Source organism: Paenibacillus sp. FSL F4-0097 (assembly GCF_038593125.1).
GTDB classification, from domain to species: Bacteria; Bacillota; Bacilli; order Paenibacillales; family Paenibacillaceae; genus Paenibacillus_AQ; species Paenibacillus_AQ odorifer.
Window position 1 is genome coordinate 3,697,314 of the sequence record NZ_CP151965.1, and the last position, 11,528, is coordinate 3,708,841.

The window sequence follows — 11,528 nt, forward strand, 5'->3', positions numbered from 1 at the left end:
AGATAGAACCAACTTCAAACAACCCGCTTAGCTCTCTAATTAGAGAGTAAGCGGGTTGTTTTTGTTTTAACAATAACATTTCAGGTGGTGAAATGCCCAAATTTGAATAAATGTTCAATATTTGTTCACACTATTGTTGATTTCCGTTCACAAATATGTCACAATACAATTAAGGATTGAATTTCCAAGGAGGGGATTATCATGTTGAGAGACCCAGTATCCAAAGAAGTTGACAGCATCGAAGAAGAACAGCTAGAAATTCAACCACCGGTAGATTCAAGAATTGTTGCATCTAATGCTATTAAATACACTGCCTATGTTATGCTGCTTTTTGGATTCTTGTATTTCCTGATTGCTTACTTGGCGCCTATGTTGGAACCTTAATGTGATGGATATAACTTTATTGGAAAACGCTTACGGTTAATCACTCTCTATGGAGTAGTGATTAACCGTTTTTATTAATTCCATGAGAATGCTTTGTTTGTCCAAGCTATTGCTGTAGGCGACCATACCCCGTTCATCTTCGATTGTATCCAAGCTATGGCCTCTTCTCTATCCCCTTCAAAAGCGGATAAACCGTTATCTGACATCCAGTGACTGACCGTCTCGAACGAGGTACTACTCCAACCATTTACTTCACCTTCATCATTCAGGCGTTGCTTGATGCCTGAGATCACCATATCTAAAGATCCTTGCAGCTCAGTAACCGCGTTATCGAAGGCTGTTTTCTTTTCTTTTGCCTTCATATCAGCCTCTGCCCGAAGTTTACGTGTATCAATACCTTCATGTTCACGAACAATCTGCAGCAAGGTCACAGCTTCTTTACTAGCCAACCCATCCTTATACCGCTCTTCAATAGATTTGGTACTGCCTGCTGCTGCTACAAATGCCGGGAACCACTCCCTTGAGACCAAAATAGCCTTTTTCTTAATAAACTTTCCGTATCCTGCAAGGCCCTCACCTGGAAACTGCGCACGCCATGACCACGGATCTAAATCTGTTCCAGTATGCCAATTCTCGGGCTTAGTTAAGCCGTTTAAAGACGGGTGCCCGGGGATGAGCGCAGCAAGCGGTAAAATCCCCAATTTCGCAATAACCTCTGCTGTTTCACCATAAGTGGTGACACTACCTTGTTCATATTCCTGACCCATTTGTTCATCATCTCCTAGATCTAATTTAATCAGATTTCATATTTCCAATTCCGGTTATAAAAGTGCTAATCAAGCGGGTTAGACTCTCGTTAGTATCGAGCGCCATACCGAATCCACCCTTTTGCTCCAATGAGGCGAATCCATGCAGGATACTCCGTAATCCCCTTACGGCATGAAGTTCTCCTTCTTCGCCTAATTGATAACTCTTCATCACCTGAATTATAAACTGCAAAATATGCTCACCAGCCGCTTCAAGCTCCGTGTTCTCCTGCTCAGGCGCTCGTAGTGTAGTCTCATACAGACCTGGTCTACTCCTAGCAAAATCCACATATGCCCGGCCCATCGCGTGTACAGCAGCATCTCCATTTAATCCTTCAGCTGCGTTCGACATGCTTGTAAATAATAACTCTAATCCGTAAATGGCGAGCCCAGTCCGCAAATCCTGCAGTCCATTTATATGGTTGTATAATGACGGGGAACGAACACCTAGTTTACCTGCTAATGCAGCCAAGGTAACCGCCTCTATACCTTCATCATCGGCAATATCTGCTGCTCTAATCACTAGTGTGTGACGATCTAATCCTGCTCTAGGTGACATTTAATTACTCCTATCCTGAATCATTTGTGCCTTACGTATGGCTTTCTCCATCTCCTGCTTTGGCGCTTTCAGTAAGTTGCCGTGACCAACAGCAAGTAAAGCTGGAGATAACTCTAGAAGCTTAATCGCACTATTCAGAGCTTGAGCTTTATTCCATGTAGCCATTGCTGGAAAAGGAAACAGGGGGATGATGGTTCCAGCCACCGCAGTTCCCCGGAAGGTCTGAAGAGCATCCCCAACGATTACAGCACCGCTGCGTGAATCAAGGAAAGACATAGAGCCGGGGGTATGTCCTGGAGTGTGAATCGCTGTTAATGATCCAATGGTATCCCCTTCGTGGAGAAGGACATCTGGTTTTGTAGCTATCTTCTTCGGAACGCCTCCCTTAATAGGGGTCTGAGGTTCTCCTTCCCGAAGTGAACGATCTCCACGAAGTAATGCCGAATCTCGCTCAGAGATGTACACCTGAGCCTCTGGACGTTGCTTTTTTAGTCCATCCAGTGCCCCAATATGATCATCATGCGCATGCGTTAAGATTATACGTGTAAGCTTCTTATTTAGCTTCGCTTCAGTCTTCATAATTCCTTTTAGACTAAATGGCATAGCGGCATCTATTAAAGTTAATCCATCCTTTTCCTCAATAATGTAACAATTCACTGGAAAAAAATTTGGCATCCAAGTCAACTGCAATAAATGACCTTCACGTGTTACTCTCATCCTTACCCCTCCGATAAACTAATGATATTAGCTTAAATATAAACTAATGATATTAGTTTTGCAAGAGATTGTTATCTTTAATATTTAATATTTAATATTTAACTCTCAATGTTCTTGTCAGCATTTTTGTTGGATTTATTAATTATGTACCACATCGCCCAAGTGATCCCTATGAAAAAAACAACCGCCCCCACGAGAGTACTCGATATATTTTTTCTAATATCCACTTCTCCCGCTTCTCTAAAATCAAGCAAAAATGTTAGCGTGGCCCAAATAATCGTGCTGATAACACCCGATATTAAATGAATCTTCTTAAACCGTCTGAGTTCTCCTTCCTTACTCGGCAGCAGGTATATCCCATCTTTGACACAACAAACGGTAACATACAAGCAACCTAACAGCATAATCCCAAAAGTATCTACCCAATATTTGATGTCCCATTCCAGGATAAATACTTTTACCAAAAGGCTGATCATAAATCCCACTAACACAATCAATAATCCGTGCGTACTAAACTTCTGAATTTCTGTGATAATTCGTTCGTCTTTAATCTTTGGCCCTTTCACAACTAATCCTCCCAAAAAATATCGTTTAATGACGTATCTAACGCCTTGCAGATGGCTATGCACAGCTTAATCGTCGGGTTATAGTTACCAGCTTCAATCAGGCCGATCGTCTGCCGTGTAACCCCTACAACTTCCGCTAACTGTTCTTGGGAAAGATTCTTTTGGATCCTTGCCAGCTTTAACTTGATGTTTTTGTTCTCTCCCACTCCATAACCTCCCTTTAATGTTTGTGATGCATTCCATTTTCCATCATTGTAATCTATATCGGTCATTATGTACATTATATATTACATTTGTTTATTGGGATCAACATTTCACTTTAGGATCGACGTGTCATTTTAGGATCCAGACTTCATTTTCCATTCCCTCTCCGTCAGGAATACTTTCTCCCCACCGTTGGATCAAATGGTGAAGAGTGATTGTAACTGAGTCCATAGCCAGTCAGCTGCGATGCCTAACTCGCCGCCTTGGCTAGTATGTAAGCACACTTTTGCCAATAGTTCGGACTCAGATGACCTTATAATGCAAATTCGAGTGTTTTCTACGGGTTATCGGACTCAATTGCAGCTATTTACTCAAAACCACACCAATTCTGCGCCTTTACAAGGTAATAAGAGCTATGGGGTCCGATACTTCTACAAAATGACTCAAAAAGCTCAAATAGCTGCAATACAGTCCCCAACATGAGGTTCTTTAGTTAGTTTAGGTTAGTTTGGGGTTAGTTCGCTTATTCGCCGTTGCATCGGACTGAGGAGTCCTTATTTCGTATATTTGCAGCTAATTGACGTGCTATCGGACCCAGTTGCAGCTATTTACTCATAACCACACCAGTTCTGCACAGTTATATGGTTATAAGAGCTATGTGGTCCGATACTTCTGCAAAATGACTCCAAAAGCTCAAATAGTTGCAATACGGTCCGATGCGGAGATCAGTAGGAAACCCGCAGGAGGTTAGTAGGAGGTTAGTAGGAGGTCAGTAGGAGATCAGTAGGAGATCAGTAGGAGATCAGTAGGATATCACTAGGGAGCCTGTAGGAGGTCTGTATGAAGCCCGCTGGAGGTCAGCAAAGATCACTAGGAAGTAAGTAGAAGGTTGAGCCACATCAGCAGAGGAACCGGCAGCGACAAGTGATCAGCAGCCATCAGCCATCACCCTACTATCGCTAGTCAAAGTAACAAAAAAAAGCATCCCTAAGGATACTTTGAACTGTGACCGTATTTGTGGAAAGTTGAAAAAAGAAGACCTTAAAGAAGCAATTAATAGGTGACTCCTGAATTCATCGGGAGTCATCTTTTTTAATGTCCATTGATATCGCTCGGAGTTATAGTAGGCGATATAGTCATCAACCTTTGTTCGTAATTCCAAGAGAGTCATACATGTCTTGTACTCCAAATCATCCTTCAGATGGCCAAAAAAGCTCTCCATGGCGGCGTTATCCCAGCAGTTCCCTTTCCGTGACATGGACTGTGTAAACCCAGCTTCGCGTACGAGAAGGCGGAATCTAGGGTGAGTATAGTGCATTCCTTGATCCGAATGCAAAAGGGCTTCTGGATGAATATTGCCATCCAGTCGTTCAAGTAGTTTCTCCAGTGTTCGTTCTACAATTGGCATAGCCAATGAAGAAGAGAGGTAGTGAGCTAAAATTTGTCTCGTAGCCCCGTCTTTCACCACGGATAAATAAGCACATTGTCCATTACCATAATGCATATAGGTAATATCCGTCAGCAGCACTTTCTCAGGCTCTCCTTGGTCAAACTGGCGCTTGAGTAGGTTGGGACATGTTTGGTGCTCTTGTGTGGCTTTTGCCATCTTGCGATAGGGATTTGCTTGCCGGATCGTAGCAACAAGCTTATATTTTCGCATTAATCTTCGAATCTTTTTATGATTCATGATGATACCATTCTCCCGTTCCAGCCACATCTTCACGACCAATGCTCCAGCTTTACCATTCAAAGCGTCATAGTGTTTCTTGATAAGGAAAGCGTCTCGTTCGTCTGCCTTCTCTCGCAACTGTCTTGCTTCCTCAGCGACTTGCCAACGGTAATATCCGCTTAAGCTCACACAAGCTAGCTTACACAAATAACGCGTCATTCGCTGCAGACCGTGCTTACGTATCGTTTGGTTAATAATTTCGTAGCGCTCGGAGGGGGTCAACGTTTCCTCTGCATCTTCTGCTTTTCGAGCGCCTCCAGCTTTTTTAAGAAGTCGTTCTCCATCTCCAGAAGCTTGATTCGTGCTTCTGCACGTTTTAACTTTTCCTCGGTAGAAAGTTCCCCTGTCGGTCGTCTGCCCGGGGATCCTTTTCCTCGTTGTTCCTCTAGTAGTCCAGCCTCTCCCAGAGCATTATATGTATTACGCCAACGGGTTAGGCAATGCTTAGGCTTCTTGCGACCGATAATATCTAGGTTAAATCCTGCGCTAAGGAAGATCTCCATTGGGGCTTGGCCTTCCTTATAGGCCTTAACCGCAGCCAACTTAAACGTTGGTGAATAGGTAATACTCTTTTCCGTCACGTTCTCTACATTTGGATTGTTCTCTAGTTGTTTGATCTCATTTTCGTTGAATATCCTTGAGCTTCCTCTTGTTTTGTTATTCATGAAGGCTTCCTCCGTTATTTCGATATTTCGATTAAAACACAAAATGACCCGTAAGAGGGTCACTTTTTTCAAAGTTTCCATCTTACGGGTCACAGTTCACTTTTGATCTTTCGATACTTTTGATCTTTCGATGCTTTTGATCTTTCGATGCCTTTGATCTTTCGATCTTTTTGATATTTCGACGCTTTTTCGATGTTTATGATCTTTCCGCTTTTAATATACGAATGCCTTCGACTTTCCTTATTCCACTACGCCATTCTCTGGATAGAAGTCTACGATCTTCAGCAGCTCCGAAGCGTCTGTGCGTGGACGGCTGTCAGGTACAGTCTCCGGATATCCGGCATGGATCATGGCTACAATTTTTTCGCCGGGCTTCACACCAATTTTAGTGCGGAATTCAGGGTTGTTGATGTATGGATCTGTCTTCCAAATCGTTCCTACACCTTGTTCCCAAGCTGCGAGCTGGAAGTTCTGTACTAGTGCGGACGCTGCTGCAAAATCCTCGTCCCACTCTCTTTGCCGAGGATCTTCAGGCATCACTACGATTACTGTTAATGGAATATTCGAGATATATTCTTTACGTTTAGCAGCCACTTCTGGATCAGCTATAGCACGTTTTACAAAAGCAAATGCAGATTCAGCTAGGAATTTCGAACCTTCCCCTTGAAAAGCAATAAATCTCCACGGCTCACGCACACCATGATTCGGTGCCCATACCGCTACATTTAATAATTCCTCTAAAAGGCCTTGTGGAAGTGGATCTTTTTTAAAAAGCTTAATCGAGCGTCGTTCTTTTATTATTTCGGCCACACTATTCTGTTGAGTCTGTTGAGATTGCGTCATAAGATCCACTCCCTAATATAGTAATAATGATAATCATTATCACAAATGATACAGCATCTTTCTGCCTTTTGCAAATAATAGGCAACCATTCGAATCACAACTCTTGAATTCACAAAAAAACACCGTTCCCGAAAGAACGATGTTCACAGCTTCAGCCGAATCGGCCCATGATATATTCTTGCGTCATTTGATTCTCTGGATTGGTAAAGACTTTATCCGTCTTATCATATTCGACAAGGGAGCCTAGATAAAAGTATGCGGTATAATCAGAGATCCGAGCTGCCTGCTGCATATTATGTGTCACAATAACGATGCGAAGCTCTTCTTTCAACTCCTTGATTAGCTCCTCTACTTTACCTGTGGAGACCGGGTCTAGAGCTGATGCTGGTTCGTCCAAGAGCAGAATTTGCGGGTTAACCGACAACGCTCTAGCAATACAAAGGCGCTGCTGTTGTCCACCGGAAAGTGCAAGTGCTGAATCTTTTAAACGATCCTTTACCTCATCCCACAATGCTGCTTTGCGAAGACTGCTCTCAACAATCTCATCAAGAGCCTTTTTGCCTTTAATGCCGTGATACTTAGGTCCAAAAGCGATGTTATCGTAAATCGATTTATAGAACGGATTTGGCTTTTGCCATACCATCCCGATCTTCTGACGCAGCTTAATCACATCCGTACCCGGAGCATTAATATCCACTCCATCAATCCAGATGCTTCCTTTTGTTTTTGAGCCAGAAATTTCGTCATTCATCCGGTTCAAAGAACGAAGAAAGGTTGATTTACCGCAGCCGGATGGGCCGATCAGTGCAGTAACCGTATTTTCAGCAAATGGAAGGCTTATCCCCTTTACTGCCTCATATGTTCCGTAAAAAATACTCAGGTCTTCGGTTTGAAAAGATTCACGCACTGCTGTTGCCGACGTTCCCATCGATTACTCCTCCTACATCTCTACTTTAATTTGTATGATTAGTTCATTCTTTTTGAAGCTGTAAGCTTACGATAAATAAATCTTCCGAAATAACGTGCTGCCAGATTGAAGATTAACACCATAATTACAAGCACCGCCGAAGCTCCCGCAGCAATCTGTGCAGCATCTGGAGCTAGACCTTCACTGTTGACCTTCCAAATGTGGACAGCCAGCGTTTCCGCTGGACGGAAGGGATTCAGTGGCGAATTCGCACTAAGTGGATTCCAGTTGGTGAAATCCAATCTAGGGCTACTCATTCCTGCTGTGAACATCAACGCAGCTGCTTCCCCAAAGACACGGCCAGCGGACAGGATAGTACCTGTAATAATTGTAGGTAATGCTACCGGAAACAACACCGAGGTAACAATTTTCCACTTGGATAATCCTAGTGCAAAACCAGCCTCTTTTTGTTGTTTTGGAACACTACGAAAAGCTTGCTCCGTAATCCGCACCATCAGTGGTAGATTAAAGACCGTCAATGCCAATGCACCGGAGATTAAGGAGAAGCCTAGATTGAAATAGTTAACAATCAGCAATAGACCAAACAAGCCGACTACGATGGAAGGGAAAGATGACAATACTTCAACAATCAAGCGAATAAAGCCGGTAATCTTACCGGGACGAGCATATTCCGCCATATAAATACCGGCACCCAGTCCAAGCGGAACTGTAATAATAAGTGTCAGTACTAACAGGAATAAGGAGTTAAATAGCTGTGGTCCGATCCCTCCACCTGCACGAATCTTTTGCGGTGCGGAGAAAAGAAAATCCCAACTGATATGGCTTAAGCCTCTAAAGAGGATATATCCCAAAAGTCCAAGTAGAATGGCAACGATGAGCATCGCGAAAAATACAATAAGACTGGTGGCAATTTTATTTACGGTTCTCGGCTTCAAATTTTATTTCTCCTTTCAAGCATTCTCACAAAGAAGACAAATACGAAAGTCATCAGCATGAGAACCAGTGCCATACTCCACAGTGCATTATTGTGAGGTGAGCCCATGGTCGTGTTCCCCATACCGAGTGTGATCACACTGGTCAAGGTAGAAGCTGACTCAAAGAGTGATTTTGGTACGAATGGCGCGTTCCCGATAACCATTTGTACAGCGAGTGCTTCACCGAAAGCACGAGCCATTCCCAATACAATCCCTGTCATTATGGCAGGAAAGGTTGTTGGAATAATCACCCGCGAAATCGTCTGCCACCGGGTGGCACCAAGCGCATAGGAAGATTCTTTTAAGTTTTGCGGCAATGAAGCCAGCGCGTCTGCAGCCACGCTTGTAATCGTCGGAAGAATCATTACCGAGAGCACAAGCGCGCCTGCAGCTACCCCGATGCCTTGGCCCGGCAGGTTGTTGCGTAGAAACGGTACAATTACACTTAATCCGATGAAACCATATACTACCGAAGGAATCCCTGCCAAAAGCTCAATAACAGGTTGAAGTAATTTTTTGCCCCACCCTGGAACAATCTCAGTCATAAATAACGCAGCGCATAAGCTAAGTGGACTAGCAATCAATGCGGCAAGCAAAGTAACCAGAAAGGAACCCGAGATAAATGGAAAAGCTCCGAAGGAAGGCGTATCCGCTTCTGGCGACCACTTTGTACCGAATAGAAATTCAGAAACTGTAGCATTACCACTTGTGAAGGTTGAAATTCCTTTAGACGCTACAAAATATACCATCGATACAATGATTGTTATCAACAGTAATACACAGAAGGACATATAAGTACGTCCAACAAAATCTTCAATATGATGTTTTTCGAATCGTGAGTTCTTTAGTTTCACCCTCAATTGCTCCCTCTTTCTAAAGTGAAAAGAGAGGCAGATGTATCCGCCTCTAATCACTTGAGATTCTAATCAATAACATTGCCTAGAATTTAATTACTTAGCGGTAACAGTTCCTGCAACGTCGCGAACAACTTGCATTTTAACAGCTGGGATGTATCCAAGTTCAACAACTTCACCAGTTTGAACTTCGTCAGTTAAGAAAAAGTCGAGGAATGCTTTTACTGTCGCGTTAGGTTCACCATTTGTGTACATATGCTCGTAAGCCCACACTGGGTATTTACCAGAAACAACATTATCAACAGATGCTTCCACACCGTCAAGACTAAGTGTTTTAATGGAATCATCCAGGTAAGAAAGAGCAAGGTATCCGATTGCCCCTGGAGTTTCACCGATCATTTTCTTAACCGTACCGGAGGAATCTTCTTGAATCGAACCTGGGATATCTTCTGTTTTGGTTCCAAGTGCAAAGCTTTCAAAGGTTGCACGAGTACCGGAGCTGCCTGGACGGTTGATGATTTGGATTTTTTGATCCGCTCCGCCTACTTCAGACCAGTTAGTGATTTTACCAGTGAAAATGTCCACCAGTTGTTGTTTAGTTAAGCTATCCACACCAGCATCAGGATGAGCTACTGCTGCGATCGCTACTACTGCTACTTGATGATCTACGAGTGCTGCTGCTTTTTCTGCATCTGCATCTTTTAATTTTTCTTCTGCGAATACGTCAGAGTTTCCGATATCTACTTGTTTCTCAGCTACTTGAGTAAGACCAGTACCACTGCCACCGCCTTGAACTTGAATGTCCACGCCAGTGTTTTTATCCATGAAATTCTCTGCTACCAGCTCAACCAAGGGTTGTAATGCTGTTGAACCAGAAGCCAGAATCGAACCACTTATTTCAGCGCCGCCGCTTCCTTCGTTAGTTGCTGCAGCGTTTCCTCCTGTGTTGTTTGCCCCGCCGTTACCGCAAGCCGATAGTGCCAGTACGCTTGTTAAAGCCAAAGTCATGATCCATGATTTTTTGAATTGCATTGTTTTGTCTCCTCCTAAATGGTTTGTTAGCATGGCTCCCTGATCAGTTCATACCAAACTGGCTTCGAAAGCTTTAACATGGTGTTGTGGAGCTTGGCCCCCATATGCATGGTTACTGTAAAAGTTCATCAAACGCATATGTTATATGTTGTCCGGGACTTCTTGGCCCCTCTGACTCTTCTTATTCTAGAGCTCGTTCGTTAGAGAAACTTCTTATCTTTGTAAAGTGAACGAAAAAAATACCAATATAAAGTGTATATCTGTATAGATATAATCTATAATGGAGATATAATTTGTAATCCAACTTAGCATTATGTGGAGGAAAGTCATGAATATTATGAAATTGAACATCGTAGTTCTAATTGAAAAATATAAAAAGGTAACCGATGTAGCCGCAGAATTAGGCCTTAAACAGCCTACTGTTTCTTTTCATATGAAGAATCTGGAGGCTGAGCTCGGAACCCCTCTATTTCTTTACCGCAGCGGAAGAGTGCTGCTTACGGATGCTGGGCGAGCCCTTTATCAATACGCCCTCAAAATCGTTTCCCTCACAGCAGAAGCTGAGCGTACAGTCAAACAATTTTCTTCTCCCTCAAAAGGAACATTAGAGCTGGAAGCCAGTTTTATTCCTGCAACTTATATTTTACCTAATGTGTTAATCCAATTCATGAAACTCTATCCGGGGATTAACAACTCCTTGACTGTTCAAAGCGATGCTTTGTTACGTGAACGTCTCCGTAGTCGGGATATTCAGATGGCCATTTTACATACTTCGGATTGGCAGGACGAATCTTTTGATTTTCAGCTTATTGTCCGTGATGAACCTGTCCTAATTTTTGCACCTGGTCATCCATTTGAAGACCTAAAGAAATTAACACCTGAACTAATTGCCAATGAGCCGTGGATTCAGCATGAGCAAGGATCTTGTTTACGGGGGTATGCCGATCAATGGGCACAATTCAATCAAATCCGTTTATGGAACCGATCCGAGTTGAATTCTCCAGAAGTGATTAAGCAGCTAGTTAGCGGGAGTGACTGTGTTGGCATATGTTCTAAAGCGGCTGTTAAAGCTGAGATTGAGCTAGGCAAGCTTAGCTATGCCAACCTACCAGGGATTTTGCCTGAAAGCGGCGGGTTTGTGCTCGGCTGGCGTAAAGATCATATTTTAACACCGTTGCAGCAATCCTTTGTTGAAATAGTAACGACTCTTGATCTTTAAAAAAACAAGGAAGCTTCTAAAGCCGCAAACGGTTTTAGAAGCTTCCTT

12 protein-coding genes and 1 pseudogene are annotated in these 11,528 nt (G+C 43.1%); 2 read left to right on the top strand and 11 right to left on the bottom strand.

All coding sequences use genetic code 11. From position 1 onward, the window contains the following. Positions 1–201: 201 nt before the first annotated feature. Positions 202–384 (top strand): hypothetical protein, encoded by a 183-nt coding sequence (locus MHH86_RS16510; RefSeq protein WP_036676895.1) that lies wholly within the window; start codon positions 202–204, stop codon positions 382–384. 74 nt (positions 385–458) lie between these two features. Here the strand turns inward: MHH86_RS16510 and MHH86_RS16515 are convergent, their stop codons facing one another. The 11 genes and pseudogenes from MHH86_RS16515 to MHH86_RS16565 all read right to left on the bottom strand — a co-directional run bounded on the left by MHH86_RS16515 (position 459) and on the right by MHH86_RS16565 (position 10,261). Further along, a complete protein-coding gene (locus MHH86_RS16515; protein WP_036676892.1) occupies positions 459–1,151 on the bottom strand; it encodes a hypothetical protein in 693 nt (230 codons plus the stop codon). 25 nt (positions 1,152–1,176) lie between these two features. After that, a complete protein-coding gene (locus MHH86_RS16520; protein ID WP_076106759.1) occupies positions 1,177–1,749 on the bottom strand; it encodes a TetR/AcrR family transcriptional regulator in 573 nt (190 codons plus the stop codon). After that, on the bottom strand, positions 1,750–2,466 hold the full coding sequence (locus MHH86_RS16525; RefSeq protein ID WP_339210025.1) for an MBL fold metallo-hydrolase: 717 nt from the start codon (positions 2,464–2,466) through the stop codon (positions 1,750–1,752). 98 nt (positions 2,467–2,564) lie between these two features. Then, positions 2,565–3,032, bottom strand: a complete 468-nt coding sequence (locus MHH86_RS16530) for a DUF6773 family protein (protein ID WP_076099096.1) — start codon at positions 3,030–3,032, stop codon at positions 2,565–2,567. 2 nt (positions 3,033–3,034) lie between these two features. Next, positions 3,035–3,238 (bottom strand): helix-turn-helix transcriptional regulator, encoded by a 204-nt coding sequence (locus MHH86_RS16535; protein ID WP_036676881.1) that lies wholly within the window; start codon positions 3,236–3,238, stop codon positions 3,035–3,037. Positions 3,239–4,290: 1,052 nt separating this feature from the next. Next, positions 4,291–5,630, bottom strand: a pseudogene (locus MHH86_RS16540) (IS3 family transposase); the annotation flags it as partial. A gap of 240 nt (positions 5,631–5,870) precedes the next feature. Next, positions 5,871–6,473 (bottom strand): nitroreductase, encoded by a 603-nt coding sequence (locus tag MHH86_RS16545; protein ID WP_076099095.1) that lies wholly within the window; start codon positions 6,471–6,473, stop codon positions 5,871–5,873. A gap of 151 nt (positions 6,474–6,624) precedes the next feature. After that, the gene (gene pstB, locus MHH86_RS16550; protein ID WP_036687516.1) at positions 6,625–7,401 is read right to left on the bottom strand and encodes a phosphate ABC transporter ATP-binding protein PstB; all 777 of its coding nucleotides are present in this window, start codon (positions 7,399–7,401) and stop codon (positions 6,625–6,627) included. 38 nt (positions 7,402–7,439) lie between these two features. Next, positions 7,440–8,336 (bottom strand): phosphate ABC transporter permease PstA, encoded by an 897-nt coding sequence (gene pstA, locus MHH86_RS16555; protein ID WP_036687518.1) that lies wholly within the window; start codon positions 8,334–8,336, stop codon positions 7,440–7,442. Further along, the gene (gene pstC, locus MHH86_RS16560) at positions 8,333–9,235 is read right to left on the bottom strand and encodes a phosphate ABC transporter permease subunit PstC (RefSeq protein ID WP_036687519.1); all 903 of its coding nucleotides are present in this window, start codon (positions 9,233–9,235) and stop codon (positions 8,333–8,335) included. The genes pstA and pstC overlap by 4 nt, the downstream gene beginning before the upstream one ends. 90 nt (positions 9,236–9,325) lie before the next feature. Beyond that, positions 9,326–10,261: a phosphate ABC transporter substrate-binding protein PstS family protein gene (locus MHH86_RS16565; RefSeq protein WP_036687522.1), complete on the bottom strand. Its 936-nt coding sequence runs from the start codon at positions 10,259–10,261 to the stop codon at positions 9,326–9,328. A 328-nt stretch (positions 10,262–10,589) separates the two neighbouring features. Between MHH86_RS16565 and MHH86_RS16570 the strand changes: the two genes are divergently transcribed. Next, a complete protein-coding gene (locus tag MHH86_RS16570; RefSeq protein WP_036687523.1) occupies positions 10,590–11,480 on the top strand; it encodes a LysR family transcriptional regulator in 891 nt (296 codons plus the stop codon). The last annotated feature ends 48 nt before the right edge of the window (positions 11,481–11,528 follow it).

Bases quoted from the DNA above. Each gene is read 5' to 3' on its own strand.
- MHH86_RS16515 (WP_036676892.1), bottom strand. From the start codon at position 1,151: ATGGGTCAGGAATATGAACAAGGTAGTGTCACCACTTATGGTGAAACA.
- MHH86_RS16565 (WP_036687522.1), bottom strand. From the start codon at position 10,261: ATGCAATTCAAAAAATCATGGATCATGACTTTGGCTTTAACAAGCGTA.
- MHH86_RS16525 (WP_339210025.1), bottom strand. From the start codon at position 2,466: ATGAGAGTAACACGTGAAGGTCATTTATTGCAGTTGACTTGGATGCCA.
- MHH86_RS16510 (WP_036676895.1), top strand. From the start codon at position 202: ATGTTGAGAGACCCAGTATCCAAAGAAGTTGACAGCATCGAAGAAGAA.
- MHH86_RS16520 (WP_076106759.1), bottom strand. From the start codon at position 1,749: ATGTCACCTAGAGCAGGATTAGATCGTCACACACTAGTGATTAGAGCA.
- MHH86_RS16570 (WP_036687523.1), top strand. From the start codon at position 10,590: ATGAATATTATGAAATTGAACATCGTAGTTCTAATTGAAAAATATAAA.
- MHH86_RS16545 (WP_076099095.1), bottom strand. From the start codon at position 6,473: ATGACGCAATCTCAACAGACTCAACAGAATAGTGTGGCCGAAATAATA.
- pstB (WP_036687516.1), bottom strand. From the start codon at position 7,401: ATGGGAACGTCGGCAACAGCAGTGCGTGAATCTTTTCAAACCGAAGAC.